General features: G+C 57.4%; 18 protein-coding genes. 14 read left to right on the forward strand and 4 right to left on the reverse strand.

What is annotated here, in order from left to right:
* Positions 1 to 36 precede the first annotated feature (36 nt).
* From AB3X55_01840 to typA, 4 genes are all read left to right on the forward strand, one after another.
* A complete protein-coding gene (locus tag AB3X55_01840; protein MEX0502321.1) occupies positions 37 to 1,719 on the forward strand; it encodes a tetratricopeptide repeat protein in 1,683 nt (560 codons plus the stop codon).
* Between the two features lie 109 nt (positions 1,720 to 1,828).
* Positions 1,829 to 2,230 (forward strand): PH domain-containing protein, encoded by a 402-nt coding sequence (locus AB3X55_01845; GenBank protein MEX0502322.1) that lies wholly within the window; start codon positions 1,829 to 1,831, stop codon positions 2,228 to 2,230.
* Between the two features lie 42 nt (positions 2,231 to 2,272).
* Positions 2,273 to 2,878, forward strand: a complete 606-nt coding sequence (locus AB3X55_01850; GenBank protein ID MEX0502323.1) for a hypothetical protein — start codon at positions 2,273 to 2,275, stop codon at positions 2,876 to 2,878.
* Between the two features lie 378 nt (positions 2,879 to 3,256).
* Positions 3,257 to 5,095: a translational GTPase TypA gene (gene typA / locus AB3X55_01855; GenBank protein MEX0502324.1), complete on the forward strand. Its 1,839-nt coding sequence runs from the start codon at positions 3,257 to 3,259 to the stop codon at positions 5,093 to 5,095.
* Between the two features lie 12 nt (positions 5,096 to 5,107).
* Here the strand turns inward: typA and AB3X55_01860 are convergent, their stop codons facing one another.
* Both AB3X55_01860 and AB3X55_01865 read right to left on the reverse strand, forming a co-directional pair.
* Positions 5,108 to 6,037, reverse strand: a complete 930-nt coding sequence (locus AB3X55_01860) for a DMT family transporter (GenBank protein ID MEX0502325.1) — start codon at positions 6,035 to 6,037, stop codon at positions 5,108 to 5,110.
* Positions 6,028 to 6,744, reverse strand: coding sequence for a glycerophosphodiester phosphodiesterase (locus tag AB3X55_01865; GenBank protein ID MEX0502326.1), 717 nt, complete (start codon positions 6,742 to 6,744; stop codon positions 6,028 to 6,030). Before AB3X55_01865 ends, AB3X55_01860 begins: the two co-directional genes overlap by 10 nt.
* 192 nt (positions 6,745 to 6,936) lie before the next feature.
* On the opposite strand from AB3X55_01865, the gene AB3X55_01870 reads away from it, so the two are divergent.
* The 4 genes from AB3X55_01870 (at position 6,937) to AB3X55_01885 (ending at position 9,048) form a co-directional block, all read left to right on the forward strand.
* Entirely contained in the window at positions 6,937 to 7,278 is a 342-nt protein-coding gene (locus AB3X55_01870) for an ArsC/Spx/MgsR family protein (GenBank protein ID MEX0502327.1), read from the forward strand.
* A gap of 69 nt (positions 7,279 to 7,347) precedes the next feature.
* Positions 7,348 to 7,770, forward strand: coding sequence for a Lin0512 family protein (locus AB3X55_01875; GenBank protein MEX0502328.1), 423 nt, complete (start codon positions 7,348 to 7,350; stop codon positions 7,768 to 7,770).
* On the forward strand, positions 7,767 to 8,138 hold the full coding sequence (locus tag AB3X55_01880; GenBank protein MEX0502329.1) for a Lin0512 family protein: 372 nt from the start codon (positions 7,767 to 7,769) through the stop codon (positions 8,136 to 8,138). The genes AB3X55_01875 and AB3X55_01880 overlap by 4 nt, the downstream gene beginning before the upstream one ends.
* A 40-nt stretch (positions 8,139 to 8,178) precedes the next feature.
* Positions 8,179 to 9,048, forward strand: coding sequence for a DMT family transporter (locus AB3X55_01885; GenBank protein ID MEX0502330.1), 870 nt, complete (start codon positions 8,179 to 8,181; stop codon positions 9,046 to 9,048).
* A 24-nt stretch (positions 9,049 to 9,072) separates the two neighbouring features.
* On the opposite strand, the gene AB3X55_01890 is transcribed toward AB3X55_01885, so the two are convergent.
* Both AB3X55_01890 and AB3X55_01895 read right to left on the reverse strand, forming a co-directional pair.
* Positions 9,073 to 9,567: a DUF3429 domain-containing protein gene (locus AB3X55_01890; GenBank protein ID MEX0502331.1), complete on the reverse strand. Its 495-nt coding sequence runs from the start codon at positions 9,565 to 9,567 to the stop codon at positions 9,073 to 9,075.
* Complete coding sequence (locus AB3X55_01895; protein MEX0502332.1) at positions 9,564 to 10,463, reverse strand: DMT family transporter; 900 nt, start codon at positions 10,461 to 10,463, stop codon at positions 9,564 to 9,566. Before AB3X55_01895 ends, AB3X55_01890 begins: the two co-directional genes overlap by 4 nt.
* Positions 10,464 to 10,678: 215 nt before the next feature.
* On the opposite strand from AB3X55_01895, the gene AB3X55_01900 reads away from it, so the two are divergent.
* The 6 genes from AB3X55_01900 (at position 10,679) to nuoE (ending at position 15,277) form a co-directional block, all read left to right on the forward strand.
* Positions 10,679 to 11,662 (forward strand): MBL fold metallo-hydrolase, encoded by a 984-nt coding sequence (locus tag AB3X55_01900; protein MEX0502333.1) that lies wholly within the window; start codon positions 10,679 to 10,681, stop codon positions 11,660 to 11,662.
* A gap of 128 nt (positions 11,663 to 11,790) precedes the next feature.
* The gene (locus tag AB3X55_01905) at positions 11,791 to 12,156 is read left to right on the forward strand and encodes an NADH-quinone oxidoreductase subunit A (protein ID MEX0502334.1); all 366 of its coding nucleotides are present in this window, start codon (positions 11,791 to 11,793) and stop codon (positions 12,154 to 12,156) included.
* Complete coding sequence (locus tag AB3X55_01910; protein MEX0502335.1) at positions 12,147 to 12,695, forward strand: NADH-quinone oxidoreductase subunit B family protein; 549 nt, start codon at positions 12,147 to 12,149, stop codon at positions 12,693 to 12,695. Before AB3X55_01905 ends, AB3X55_01910 begins: the two co-directional genes overlap by 10 nt.
* 134 nt (positions 12,696 to 12,829) lie before the next feature.
* Positions 12,830 to 13,477, forward strand: a complete 648-nt coding sequence (locus tag AB3X55_01915; protein MEX0502336.1) for an NADH-quinone oxidoreductase subunit C — start codon at positions 12,830 to 12,832, stop codon at positions 13,475 to 13,477.
* Between the two features lie 10 nt (positions 13,478 to 13,487).
* Positions 13,488 to 14,666: an NADH-quinone oxidoreductase subunit D gene (locus AB3X55_01920; GenBank protein ID MEX0502337.1), complete on the forward strand. Its 1,179-nt coding sequence runs from the start codon at positions 13,488 to 13,490 to the stop codon at positions 14,664 to 14,666.
* Positions 14,663 to 15,277, forward strand: coding sequence for an NADH-quinone oxidoreductase subunit NuoE (nuoE, locus tag AB3X55_01925; GenBank protein ID MEX0502338.1), 615 nt, complete (start codon positions 14,663 to 14,665; stop codon positions 15,275 to 15,277). Before AB3X55_01920 ends, nuoE begins: the two co-directional genes overlap by 4 nt.
* Position 15,278: the final 1 nt, after the last annotated feature.

Below are 15,278 nucleotides of genomic sequence, written 5' to 3' on the forward strand. Positions count from 1 at the left end.
CAATCCGGGTTACTTTGAACAGGCTAGAGGTGTGCTGTGACGGATTCCGACCCCAATAACACAGATCAGAATGCGGTGTCGGCAGCAGAACTCAAGGGACTTGTTCTTGAGCAGACCCGTGTTCTGGAAAGGCTCGCAAAGACATTTGCTCCTGAAGAGGAAGAGGCGCGCCAGCGACGATTTGTAAAGCTTCTGGTGCGCAGTGCCTCGATAGCCACAATCGCAGTTTCGGGTCTGATCGGCAGTTGGGAACTCGGTGTCTATCTGAAGGATGCCTGGGATGTGCGGCGCATGGCGAATGACTACGCCCAGGTCGGCGTGCGCCTGTATTATCAGGAAAACAACATAGCTGTTGCCAAACAGTTCCTTGAAAAGGCGCTGGAATTGCAACCCAGCAATTCGGACTATCTGTTTCTGGATGCGTATATCGATGGAATGTCCGCTGTCCGGGATCTGTTCAATCTCGACCGCCCCTATGACGCTGAGGAGTTGAACTCGGCCTATGAAGCACTGGCGAAGTCGGTGTTCCTCGAGCAGCAGCAACCGGACGCGCCCGAGCCATATATCCTCCGGGGCCAGATCTATGCGGCTCTGAAGGATAACGAGCGCGCACTCGAAACACTTCAACAGGCGATAGCGATCGATCCGGAAAATGATTTCGCGTTAATGCGCCTTGGTGTCATCAGCTACAATGCTGGTGAGGATGACAAGGCCACCGCCTTCCTTGATCAGGCGATTGCGATAAACCCTGATTCAAAATGGGCTTATCTCTGGAAGGGAGTGATGGCAAGCGACGGGCGGGACTTTGAAAACGCCAAGTCGAACTTTGACGAGGCATTGCGGATTGACCCCCGCTTTGACATGGCGCATTACAATCTGGGATGGGCCTATCTCGGATCGAAGCCCAAAAACTATACCGACGCCGAAAAATCCTTTCGCAAGGCGCTGTCACTCAATCCTGATTTCAAGGAAGCCTTCTATGGGCTTGGCATGGTGTTTGGCTATCAGCGGCAATACAGCGTTGCCAAGGAATATCTGACCAAGGCGATAGAACTCGATGACCGGTTCCTGACAGCCTGGAAATGGCGCGGGATCGTGAATGACGAGCTGAAGCTCTATGACGACGCACTGGCGGATTTCTCCAACGCCATCTCCATCAACCCGACCAACTCGGATATCTATATGCGTCGGGCACGGGTTGGCATGAAGACGGAAGAGTTTGAAAAGAGTCTCGAAGATCTTCTTCTCGCCAAGAAATATGACCCGGAAAATGCCCGGATCTTCCTGTATCTTGGTCAGCTCTATTTCAAACTGGATCAACTGGAAGCCGCAACCGAGTCCATTTTTGAAGCGCTTGATCTGCGGGCCGGCTATAGCGACGCTCTCTCGCTGTTGTCCGAGATCTATGTGAAGCAGGAAAAATACACGGATGCGATTGACGCGCTGACGCAGGCTGTCGAGAACACACGATACCGGCGTGAGAGATTCTACATCAAGCGCGCCAATGTGTATCTGGACATTGGTGACACCCAAAGTGCACTTGCCGACTTTGTTCTGGCGCGTGAGGACAATCCGGAAAACGCTGCCGCGTGGCTGGGTGAATTCGAGGCCGCGCTGGCCCTGAATGACAAGGCTGTTGCAAAAGCGGCGCTTGATGAATTCACCAAGCTTCGCCCGAATGATCAGCGTATCGAGGCCCTGCGGGCGCAACTGAACTAGCGGTAACGTGAACCGGGTGGGGGCCGCGTTGCCGGTCCTGTGATGATGGCGTCAGACCTCGGTGCCAGCGTGCTGTCAGACATGATTAAGAATTTCAGGAGACAGGATCATGGATCGTGAAACTGTGTGGAAAAGTCGCCCGTCGCAAATCCCCAACATTCCCTACTTTGTGATTTTGTCCTGGACGATTGTTCTGCCACTCTATCGCTATTTGCAGACACGTTTCACAAGCTATGGATTTTCCGAGGACAGGATAATCATCAAGAAGGGAATTCTGTCACAGTCAATAGACGAGATAGAACTCTACAGGGTCAGGGATTACAGCGTTTCCAAGCCGTTCCTGTTGCGTATTTTCGGGCTTGGGCATCTCCAGATCCTGTCCTCTGACCGCACCACATCCAACCTGACCATGCGGGCTATACACCAGCCTGAAAGTGTCATGGATCAGCTTCGTGACTGTGTGGAAAGGGCGCGCGCGCGAACCCAGACCAAGGAAATCGATTTTTCCTGACGGCCTTTCGGAGGGTCGTGGAACCGCTGAATGGAGAGACCTGTGACGTCGAAAGTGACCGTTGATCTCATGCTTGAGAGTTCAGAGTTCTTCGCGGCCCTGAACGACAAGGTCAAGACCAAATTCAAAGCAAGACTGTTGAAACGTCTGAATAGACAGTTTGATACGGTGTCTGCACTAACAAGCCTTGCCGATATTGTGGTGACCGAAGACAATGTGCTGCAGCTTCACAAACACATCAGCAGCATTGTCAGCTTCAGCTGGCTGGGTTTGATATTCGGCCCGTTATGGGCGGCTTATCACCGGATCCCCTTTGCGGTGGTGATTGTAGCAGCGCTTTTCCTTGTGGCATGGCCTGTATTGGTGATTGACCACGGCGCCTATCTGGAACTGAACAGGGCACTATCATCGGCAAGCACGGCGACAGGAGTGGTTTTCGCGATGTTTGGCCGTTCGTGGCGCATATCTCACGAAATCACAAGGTATCTCGAGATAAGGTTTCCGGTACAATCTCTGAAGACGCTGTCACCTGTATGGTTTCTGGGAACGGGGTTCGCTGCACCCTGGCTGCGAGTGCTGTTCCTGATCGGTGTGATTATCGTGTTGCTGAGCATTGAAGTTGGTCTTGAAATCTACCTTTACGGCTAGGGCGTCTGGATCTGCCGGATGGTTCCTGGCATGCGGATGATGTTAGATTCACTCGAAGATCTGCCAGCCGATAAAAAATATGGCTATCCAGCCAAGCCCCTTCAGAAAGAAAAAGAGGAAGGCGGCAAGGCCCATCCGTTTGACATATGTCTTCAGCTTTCCGTTCATCCTGTGTCCCCAGCCATTCCCCGCCGCACCGAGGGAAGTGCAGAACGTTAGGCCAGATTGCCGCCAAAGCCCAGCGTGAGGGCAGGGTCGGAATGCCGCTGGAAACAGTGTTTTTTGTCGCCGGATGGCAAATCTCGTTTGTCAGCCGCCCGTTTGTCGGCTAGGAAGCGTGGCATTGCCGCGTCCCCGGCCGTTTTTGAAAGCGCAGTCATGACAACTCAGCTTCGCAATATTGCGATCATCGCCCATGTCGACCATGGCAAGACAACCCTGATCGACTCGATCATGAAACAGGCTGGCCTGTTCCGCGACAACCAGAAGGTTGCCGAGCGGCTTATGGACTCAGGTGATCTGGAAAAGGAACGTGGCATAACCATCCTCGCCAAACCCACCTCGGTGGTCTGGAAGGATACGCGGATCAACATCATCGACACCCCCGGGCATGCCGATTTCGGCGGTGAGGTCGAACGCGTTCTGGATATGGCGGACGGGGTGATCCTGCTGACCGATGCTGCCGAAGGGCCGATGCCACAGACCAAGTTCGTGCTTGGCAAGGCGCTGAAACAGGGGCTTCGGCCGATTGTCGTGATCAACAAGATCGACCGTCCCGATGGCCGCCCCGACGAAGTTGTCGATGAGGTGTTCGATCTGTTTGTCTCGCTTGATGCGAATGACGAACAGCTTGATTTTCCCATTCTCTATGCCTCCGGGCGAGATGGCTGGTGTACAGCAGAACTCGACGCCCCACGCGAAAACCTGCATCCGCTCCTTGATCGCGTTGTCGACCATGTGCCGGCACCGGATGTGGAGCCGAACAAGCCCTTTGCGATGCTGGCAACACTTCTCGACAGCGACCCGTTTCTTGGCCGCTGCCTGACCGGCCGGGTGATCCAGGGAACCGCGCGTGTCAACAGCGCGGTCAAGGCAATCAATCTGGACGGCAGGCAGATCGAGACCGGCCGCCTGACCAAGCTGTTCCGCTTTGAGGGAACCCAGCGCGTTCCCGTCGATGAAGTTGCCGCCGGCGATCTGATCTGTATCGCCGGCCTTGCCGAGGCGTCGGTGGCGGATACCATCTGCGATCCGCAGGTGACCGAGGCGCTTCAGTCGACACCGGTTGATCCGCCAACCATGTCCGTCACCATCACCGTCAATGACAGCCCCTTTGCCGGACGCGAAGGCAAGAAAGTCACCTCGACCATGATCCGCGAGCGGCTGCTGGCCGAGGCGGAAACCAATGTCGCCATTACCTTTAACGAGAGCGCCGGCAAGGATGCGTTTGAAATCGGTGGCCGCGGCGAATTGCAGCTTGGTGTTCTTGTTGAAACAATGCGCCGCGAGGGATTCGAAATGACCGTCTCGCGTCCGCGCGTGCTGATCCGCAATGAAGGCGGCAAGCGGATGGAGCCGGTCGAGGAAGTGACGATCGACGTCGACGAGGCCTATGCAAGCACGGTTGTCGATGCCATGAACCGCCGCAAGGCTACCATGCAGGACATGCGTTCCTCAGGTGCCGGCAAGACAAGGCTGGTTTTTCTGGCACCGTCACGCGGCCTGATCGGCTATCCAAGCCGGTTCCTGACCGATACCCGTGGCACCGGCGTTCTGAACCGCGTGTTTTACAGCTATGAAGATTATCGTGGCGACATTCCAGGGCGTCGCAATGGTGCGCTGATTGCCTCTGAAACCGGCACGGCGGTTGCCTATGCGCTGTTCAATCTACAGGATCGTGGGGTTATGTTCATCGACCCGCAGACGCCTGTCTATCAGGGTATGATCGTTGGCGAACACAGCCGCGACAACGACCTTGAAATCAATGTTCTGAAGGGCAAGAAACTGACCAATGTCAGGGCCGCAGGATCGGACGAGGCGGTGGCACTGGTACCGCCACGCCGGATGTCGCTTGAAGACATGATGGCCTATATCGACAGTGACGAGCTGCTGGAAGTCACGCCGGTCAGCCTGCGGCTTCGCAAACGCTATCTTCTTGATCATGAGCGCAAGAAATACCGTCGCCAGATCGAGGACGAGGAACGTGCCTACGGCTAGGGCCTTCGTGCGTCAGCGGCGGGACAGCACCAGCCCGCCAAGAACAAGCATATAGGCCATGACCGAGACGGCACCGATGCTCTCGCCGAGAATTGTGATGCCGAACAAGCTGGTAATCAGCGGGACGATATAGCCGTTTGTCGAGGTGTACACGGCATTTTCCCGCTGGATCAACTGCCCCCTGACCAGCATTCCGCACCCCGAAACAAGGATTCCCGAACTGAGAATCCATGCCATACCCTCAAGGCTTGGCATGGTGTCAGGCAGGGTGATCAGCGCTACGGGGAAAGCCAGAATGCTGCCGGCAAGGAATGCCGATGCGGTGATGGCGACAGCCGAGGCGGGCGGCATCATCTGGAACAGAACCCCTCCCGCAGCGATGAATATGGCGGTCATGATGCAGATCAGATGGGGGATCCAGATTGGCAACTCGCCCTCAAAACTGTCCTGGATCATCGGCGCGGCGAGGATGGTGGTGTCACCCGCCACACCTGCCAGTGCGAGGATGATGATGCCTGCCGAGGCAAGGGTGAAACCAACCCATTTGCGGGCCGTGATCGGTGTGCCGATGAAGATCCGCGAGAGCAACAGTACCTTGATTGGAATGACAGCGTAGTAGATTGCTGCGGTCGTGTTGCTGACATATGTCAGTGTCCAGGGAAGGATCAGAAACGGGATCGACAGCGAGATCGCGCCATAGATCGACGCCATCACCCATAATCTTGTCCCCTGTACCAGACCTGCACCTGTGACATAGGCAACCACAAGCAGGAAAGCCGACGCGGTGATCACCCGTGTCGCGCCGGCGAAAAAGGGGCCTACCTCGAGCGTTGCCATCGAGGCGGACAGAAATCCAAGCGAATAGAGGCAGGCCAGCGTCAACAGCATCACAAATGACAGGCTGCCTGGCCGGTGGCGAAGAACGCCGCCAGTCAAAGCCATCGCTCCGGGTAGTCGCTGATGATGACATCGACGTTCGCCTCGATCATCCGCGCCATATCCGGCTCGTCATTGACGGTATAGACGCGCACCAGATAGCCGGCGTCATGAATGTCACGGACAAGGGCCGGGGTGACGAATTCCTGATCCAGATGAAAGGCGGTGAGTTCCATCTGCTGTCCCATCATCTTCCAGTCCGCTGGTATGTCCTCGACGATCAGCGCCCGGGGCAGCTCGGGAAGAATGTGCTGGATCTCGGCAAGAAAGCGGGCATCAAATGACGAGACAATCGACAGGTCGAGATCGCGCCCCTCGAGATGGGCTGCCAACGCTTCGGCGGCCGGCCGATGTTCATCACCGTGGATTTTCATCTCCCAGTTGAAGCCGATACCGGTTGTCTGCTGCCAGTCGAGAATGTCGCGCATCAGCGGCACCGCTTCGCCGACATGTTCCGCACCACGCCACGCCCCGGCGTCAAGGTTTGCCACCTCGTCGGCGGTGAGGCTTGTGATAGCGGCAGTTCCCGGAACGGTGCGTCCCAATACCGGGTCATGGAAAATTGCCAGCGCCCCGTCGGCAAGAAGTGACAGATCGGTTTCAATGGATGTCACGCCGGCCTCGTGGGCTTTGCGAAAGGCCCGCAACGTGTTTTCCGGGAATTGACCGCTGGCGCCGCGATGCGCCTGGATACGATGGCTGTCGATTTTCATGGATCTGCCTCGATATGGCTGTGCCTGAAACGGCTGGGTCTGTGATGACTGTGTCGGTGTGATTGTTTACTCCAGTCAGCCCGGACTGTCACCTTTCTGCTGCCCTTTGCGGCCGGCTCTTTGGCGTGCCAGCGATACCATTGCGTCAGACAGGCCGCAGGTATAATCTGCCGGCTGACGGGAGGTGCCGCGATGGCATTGACATTCTATGGACTGAAGAATTGTGACAGTTGCCGGGCCGCGCTGAAAGCGTTGGGGGATGCCGGCATGCAGGTTGAATTCCGTGATGTCCGCGAGGATGGCGTGCCAGCCGACACGGTGCGCCTGGCGCTTGCCGCGCATGGCGCAGACCGCGTTGTGAATCGCCGGTCGACGACCTGGCGTAGACTGGATGAAACTGCGCGTAACGGTGATCCTGTCGATTTGTTGCAGCTGTATCCGGCGCTGATGAAGCGGCCGCTGATTGTGCTTCCTGACGGGGCCGTCACGATCGGGTGGGACGCCGCCGTGCGCCATACGGTGGGGCTGGCCTAGGGGGTGCGGCTGGAATTTTGGGTGAGATGTCGGGTTGAATAAGGTCGGTTTGAATGAGGTTGGGGCGGCATGGCAAAGACACGAATAGCGCTTGAACTTGGAATGGGAACGTCGCTTCGCAAGGGTGACTATACCCGCGCCGCTGTGCGCGCGGTTCAGGATGCGTTATGGCGCAATTCCATCAGCTTTGCCGAGGCTTTCGGTTTTGAGAAATCGGATATGCTGATCAATGTCGAAATTGGCGTTCAGAACCCGAAAGCCGTTGATACCGCCGAAGTGAAGGCAGCGTTCCCCTATGGAAATGGGACGGTAAGGGTTGTTCATGGCGGCCTCGATATCCCCAAGCCGGATGCGGATGGCGTGACCATCATGGCCAACGCGGCCATCATCATTTCTTTCGATATGGAACGTCGCACGACCATGAAGACGAAGGCGGTAAAGACCGGGCCGGTAAAGGCTGGGCCGGTAAAGACTGGGGCGGTAAAGGCATGAAACGTCTGATTCTGGAAATGGGCACCGGCACCGACCTGTATGGCGGTGACTATACCAAGGCGGCCTGCCGCGCTGTTCGTGATGCTATCGGCCACAGTTCACTGTCATTGTTCAGGTCCTGTGGCTACAATCACCGCGACATGGTGGTCAGGGTCACAATTGGTGTCCAGGATCCCGATGCGGTTGATATTGCGACGGTTGCGGACACGCTGCCACGCGGCGCCCCCGAAGTTATGGTGGTGCGCGGCGGTCTGAATGTCGAGGATGATTCCCAGGATACCCCGACAGTCATTGCGTCGGCGGCCGTCGAGGCATTTCTGGACGTTGATGCCGCGGGTTGGGCGATCAGTGATGCTGCCGATGGCTGACCGCCATCGTGGCAACCGCCACTGAACGGCGTCTTTCTGCATGCGCCCCTATGAAATCTTTCTGTATGTCGCCGTTGTCTTTGGCTGGTCCACAAGCTGGTATCCGCTATCGCTACAACTGGGTGTTGTCGCGCCCGAAGTGTCGCTTGTCTGGCGGTTTGGTGTTTCCGGCCTGCTGATGGTTGGGATCTGTGCCTGGTGCGGGATAGGTCTTCGCTTTGGCAGGCGCGAACATCTGGGCTTTCTGGGGTTGGGAATGGCCCTGTTCTCGACCAATTTTGCGCTGTTCTACAATGCCAGCCTCTATGCCGCATCCGGACTTCTGGCGGTGATGCTGTCGATGTCGTCGGTAATCAATGTTGGACTTGCCGCCTTGCTCAACCGCCGTCCACCCCCTTTTTTGCAGCTTGCTGCCGGACTGACAGGCCTCGCCGGGCTTGGGCTGGTCTTTCTGCCCGAGTTGAAGATGTCGTCGACGGTGCTGACATCGGTGGCGTTCGGGCTTGCCGCCACGATGAGTTTCTGCATTGGCAACATGCTGTCTTCGGTCAGTCAGGGGCGTGGTACCCACGTTCTGGCCTCGACAAGCTGGGGTATGATCTATGGCACCATATTCATGGCGCTGGTGGCGCTGGTTCGGGGCCATGATTTCATCATTGATCCCACGCTCAGCTACCTTGGCAGTCTTGCCTATCTGATCATCGTCTCGTCGGTCATCACATTCGCCTGCTATCTCAGTCTGGTCGGACGTATCGGGCCGGGGCGGGCGGCCTATGCCACCGTCCTGTTCCCGATCTTCGCCCTGCTGATCTCGGCGCGCTATGAAGGCTATGAATGGTCGTTGCTGTCACTAGCCGGGATGGGGCTGGTGATTGTTGGCAATATGATGATGATCCGCGCCCGGGACTGAGTCACAGCCGGGTCAGCAGGGTGGTCAGCCAAGAGGAAAGGGCGGCGGTGCCAGCGAGGCGGCAGCAAGCCCCATCGCGGCGCCGAGCGTCAGCATGTTGCGCAGCCGCATATACCAGCGTGGGATCAGTCCTGCTTTGGCGGCACGCCTGTCAACATCCCAGCTGATGACAAAACCCGGCACCAGTGCCAGCAGCGCTGTACGTGTGTCCAGAAAGACAATGGGAGGCCAGGCATACAGAGCTGGCAGAATTGACCAGACAAACCAGGCCGGGCTGCGATCACCCCGCATGGCAAGCCCCCAGTGAACCGCCCCGATAAAGCTGAGAATGACGGCACCGTAAACACCGGAGATGATCAGCGCGAGTCCGGCCCAGGGGGTTACCGCGCTGTGTGCAGTGCCGGCACAGACAAAAAAGGGAATCAGTCCACCAAAGCCCATCAGGCTGGCAAGCGGTGGGGCAGTCTCTTCGGGTGCGGCCGATACAGGGTCAGGCGAAGGGCTGGATGGGGTGGTCATGCGTTATGCCTGTCCTGGCTTGGTGAACTGATCTTGGGCGTGTCGCGCGTGGCAAGTGCCAGCATCGCAACCGCGCCAAGAACGATGGCACCGCCGCCAATTTCGGTCAACGTCATGGCATGACCAAGGAAAATCCACGGCCAGATCGGGCCAAGCACGCTTTCCACAAGGGTCAACAGGCTGACCTCTGCCGCCGGAACATAGCCTGTCCCCCACGTCACCAGCGCGATGCCAATGCCGATCGTGAAAGCCCCCATGAATAATGTCAGGGCAAGGTCGGAGCCGGATATTGAAAGGCCGTCGCCAATGATGCTGGCAGCGCCTCCTGCCATGACCAGCGCCAGCAATCCACCGAGAAAGGTGCCGCCCAGAACATCATTGCGGCGGCTGCGACGTGCCAGCACAAGCATCACCGCAAAGCTGAATGATGACACCAGCGCCATCAGGTTTCCTGTCGTGCGGCCAAGTGAGATGCCATCGCTGATCATCAGAATGACGCCGATGAGTGCCGCTGCCATGGCTGGCCATGTCAGCGGATGTGGTCGCTCGCCGATCCATACCCAACCGAGAATGGCGGCAATGAATGGCGAGAGGGTCAGCAACAGCAGCGCTGACGCCACTGAAGTCAGCAGCATTGCATAGACATAGGTCATGAACGCGATCGCAAGCGCCAGCCCCATCATCAGATCTGTCCGGTCAAGAGATCGAAGAAAGCCAACCGGGTGCTGGCTGCGGCGCATACAGGCCACCAGCCCAACCATGCCGGCCAGGGTGATTGACCGATAGAACAGAATGACCATGCCGTCGGTGGTATCGAGAAGGCGCATCAGCAGACCGACAAAGCTCATGCAGGTGGCGCCGGCGATGATCAACAGCATGGCAGTATTGCGCGACATCCGTTCCCAATTCCTTTTCGGTACCATTAGCTGAAGGATGATGTCAGTAACCACGAAATTTCAGGCAAGTCCACGCGCTTCTCATGCTGTGGCTCTTTGCATGAGCCGGTGTCATGTGCTACCTCCGCGGCCTGGGCGATGGATGACGCCGACCGTTCCCCCTGTCACGATACCTCTGTCACGATAGAGGCCAATTTCCAAACGGGTGCAGCAGCATGAAACATTACAGTGAGTCGCCGCAATTCGATCCGGCTGACAACAGGTTTCAGCATTCGAAGGGCTACAGACATCACAAAGGTGTTCGCGACATTCTTGGATTGGCGCGTGCCTTCATGACCCGTGATGCCGATCCGGCCGAAACCGATGGGTTTCCGCTGATGGATCCGTCTGTCAATGCGCCGGTACCTGGTTTGGGGCCACAAGTTGTCTGGGTGGGGCACTCGACATTGCTGTTCACCCATTGCGGTGTCAGCGTGCTGACCGACCCGGTCTTTTCCGATCGCGCCTCACCCTTCAGTTTCGCCGGCCCAAAACGCGTCGTGCCGCCAGCCTACACGGCAGAGACATTGCCGCATGTCGATGTCGCAGTCATTTCACATGCGCATTACGACCATCTCGATATTCCGGCACTGCGGCGTCTTGCGGTTCGGCAGCCCCATATCCGTTTTGTCGTGCCGCTTGGCCTTGCCGGATATGTGAGGCGCGCCGGCTTTGCCGATGTCGTCGAGATCGACTGGTGGCAGTCCGACAGCCGCGATGATGTGACAGTCACCGCCACACCGGTGCGGCATTGGGCATCGCGCACGCCCTTTGATCGCAACAGGACATTGTGGTCGGGCTTCATGATCGGCTTTGAAGATGGATTCCAGTTCTATTTTGCAGGTGACACCGGGTATTGCGACGACTTCGTTGAAACCCGGAACCGTCTTGGTGCGCCGGATTTCGCCGCCATACCGATTGGCGCCTACGAGCCGCGTGATTTCATGCAAAGTTCGCATTGCAATCCCGAAGAGGCAGTAAAGATTTTTCAGGACCTCGGCGCACGACAGGCGGTGGCCATTCATTGGGGGACATTCAAGCTGACCCTGGAACCGATGGCGCAGCCGCCACAGCGCCTTGCGGCGGCGCTTGCTCTGGCTGGTATTGCCCCCGGCCGCTTCCGCGCCCTGCGCCATGGCGAGCGCTGGAATCCGGAATAGAGGCTGTCAAGCGTGTTGTTATTCCGCAGCGGCATTTTATCTGGGCTGAAAAGTGCGTGTTTGGCTTGCTTTTGACCGGTCGCTGAATTATTCAAACGAAGGTTTTCTTTGTGGGAGTAGAGAACCAGGTGCCAGAGCTTTTACATCAATATCTGCCTATTGCGGTTTTCTTCGCGATTGCTATCGGTTTGGCCGTTGTCATGGTCAGCGCGTCGCTGCTTCTTGGCAACCAGCGTCCTGATGACGAGAAGATGGCTGCCTATGAATGCGGCTTTGACGCGTTCGACGATTCGCGCCGTCAGTTCGACGTGCGGTTCTACCTCGTCGCCATCCTGTTCATCATCTTTGATCTTGAAGTTGCATTCCTGTTTCCCTGGGCGGTATCGCTTGGGGGGATAGGCCTGTTCGGCTTCTGGTCGATGATGCTGTTCCTTGCCGTACTGACCATTGGTTTCATTTATGAGTGGAAAAAAGGAGCGCTGGAATGGGAGTGATCGACCCCCGTCAGGCCGCACCGATCGGACCGGGCCCCGAGCAGGACGCCATTTTGAAGGCTGTGGGTGACGAGATCACCAACCGTGGATTTGTTATCGCCAGCGCGGACAAGCTGTTCAACTGGGCACGGTCGGGGTCGCTGTGGCCGATGACATTCGGACTTGCCTGCTGCGCTGTCGAAATGATGCACTCTGCCGCCAGCCGATATGACATGGACCGGTATGGTATGCTGTTCCGGCCAAGCCCGCGCCAGTCCGACGTGATGATTGTCGCCGGCACGCTGACCAATAAAATGGCGCCTGCATTACGCCGGGTTTACGACCAGATGCCCGAGCCGCGCTGGGTTCTGTCGATGGGATCCTGCGCCAATGGTGGCGGCTATTACCATTATTCCTATGCTGTTGTTCGTGGGTGTGACCGCATCGTACCGGTTGACGTCTATGTTCCTGGATGCCCGCCGACAGCCGAAGCTTTGATCTACGGATTGCTCCAGCTTCAGAAGAAAATCAGACGCACAGCGACGATCGCGCGCGGCTGAACGGGCTTTTCAGGGGGAGGTGTCGCGGTGCCTGGCATGGTCCCCCCGTGCAATATGTTTCAGGTGCCAAGCCGGCCATCAGTGCGGTGGTTGGTATTCACAGCTGCCCGTCCGGCGGCATTGGGAACCAGGATATGACTGACGCTGCCAACACCGAAGCAGATACCGCCGGCGTCGACGCGCCGTTGCACGATATGCTCGACCATCTTCAGCAGCTTCTTGGTGGCAGCATTCTGGCAAGCAGGATGGTGCAGGGCCAAATCGTCATCGAGGTGGCTGTTGGCTCGATCAAGCAAACTCTGGTCGCGCTTCGTGATGACCAGCACGCCGCCTTCAACCAGATGTCCGATCTTACTGCCGTGGATTACCCCGAGCGGCCTGACCGTTTTGAGATGATCTATCAGCTGCTGTCGATGAAAAACAATATGCGGCTTCGTGTATACGCCGCTGTTGGCGAAGGGCAGGCGGTGCCATCCATGACGTCTGTTTACGCTGCCGCCAACTGGGCCGAGCGTGAGGTGTGGGACATGTTCGGTATTTTCTTTGCCGGCCATCCAGACCTGCGGCGTTTGCTGACGGATTACGGTTTCGAGGGGCATCCGCTGCGCAAGGATTTTCCGCTGACCGGCCATGTCGAGGTCCGCTATGACGATACGCAGCGTCGTGTCGTCAACGAGCCGGTGTCACTTGTTCAGGAATTCCGCGATTTCGATTTCCTGAGTCCGTGGGAAGGCATGCAGGCGCAGATTCCGGGTGATGAAAAAGCAGGCAAGGACGGGTAAGGGGCCGGTCATGGCAGAAATGCAGATCAAACCGATTACGATGAATTTCGGGCCGCAGCACCCGGCGGCGCACGGTGTGCTTCGCCTTGTGCTGGAAATGGATGGCGAGGTAATTGAACGCGCCGACCCGCATATCGGCCTGCTTCATCGCGGTACCGAAAAGCTGATCGAACACAAGACATACCTTCAGGCACTGCCCTATTTTGACAGGCTCGACTATGTGTCGCCAATGAACCAGGAGCATGCCTGGGCGCTGGCGGTTGAGCGTGCCGTCGGCATCAAGGTGCCGCGCCGCGCGCAATATATCAGGGTGATGTATTGTGAAATCGGACGGATCCTGAACCATCTGCTGAATCTCACAACCTTTGCCATTGATGTCGGCGCGATGACCCCGCTGTTGTGGGGTTTCGAAGAGCGCGAAGAGCTGATGGGCTTTTATGAGCGTGCCTGTGGCGCGCGCCTTCATGCCGCCTACTTCCGGCCGGGCGGTGTGCATCAGGATCTTCCCGATGGACTGCTTGACGAGATTGCGGACTGGGTCGAGCGGTTCCCCGCCTTCATCGCCGATTTGGAAACGCTGCTGACCAACAACCGCATTTTCAAACAGCGGACGGTTGATATCGGTGTGATCACCGAAGAAGCGGCGCTTGATCTTGGCATGACGGGGCCATGTCTTCGCGGTAGCGGTGTTGCGTGGGATCTTCGCAAGGCGCAGCCCTATGACGCCTATGCCGAAATGGATTTCGACATACCGGTCGGCAAGACCGGTGATTGCTATGCCCGGTATCTGGTCCGGGTCGAGGAAATGCGGCAATCGCTGCGGATCATCAGGCAATGTATAGACAACATGCCCGACGGCGCGGTGCTGGCCGAGAACAACAAGATCACCCCACCCAAGCGGGGCGAGATGAAACAGTCGATGGAAGCGCTGATCCATCATTTCAAGCTTTATACCGAGGGGTTCCATGTTCCCGAAGGTGACAGCTATACCGCTGTCGAGGCACCCAAGGGCGAGTTTGGCGTCTATCTCGTCGCCGATGGATCCAACAAGCCCTATCGGTGCAAGATCCGGGCTCCGGGGTTCTATTTCATGGCGGCCGTCGATTATCTGTCGCGCGGTCACATGCTTGCCGACTCGGTGGCCATTATCGGGTCTCTGGATATTGTTTTTGGTGAGATTGACAGATGAGTATCAATGCCCGCATCGCGGATGAACAGCCGGACAGCTTTGCGTTCACGCGCGCGAACGAGGCCGAGGCAAAACGCATCATCGCCAAATATCCGAAAGGTCGCCAGGCCAGTGCGGTGATGCCGCTTCTGGATCTGGCCCAGCGCCAGCATGACAACTGGATCCCCATGAAAGCCATCGAGGTGATCGCGGCGAAACTCGATATGGCCGAAATACGGGTTCTCGAGGTGGCGACCTTCTACACGATGTTCAATCTGAAGCCGGTCGGAAAATATTTCCTGCAGGCCTGCACGACGACGCCTTGCTGGCTTCGCGGATCCGACAACATGATGCGCTGCATCAAGGATCGGTATGGCATCTCATCTGGCGAAACTTCGGCATGCGGGCGTTTCACGCTGCTTGAGGTGGAATGCCTCGGTGCCTGCGTGAACGCGCCGATCCTGCAGGTCAATGACGATTTCTATGAAGATCTGGATTACGCCAGCACAGGCGCGCTTCTCGACTCGCTGGAAGCGGACGCACCGCTGCCTGTCGGGTCGGTGACCGGTCGGTCCGGGTCCGAAGCTGACGGCGGGGCGACCACCCTGAATGAACTGAAGCCGGCTGAATAGG

This window comes from Alphaproteobacteria bacterium LSUCC0719 (assembly GCA_040839025.1).
In the GTDB taxonomy this organism is placed as follows: Bacteria; Pseudomonadota; Alphaproteobacteria; order Puniceispirillales; family Puniceispirillaceae; genus UBA8309.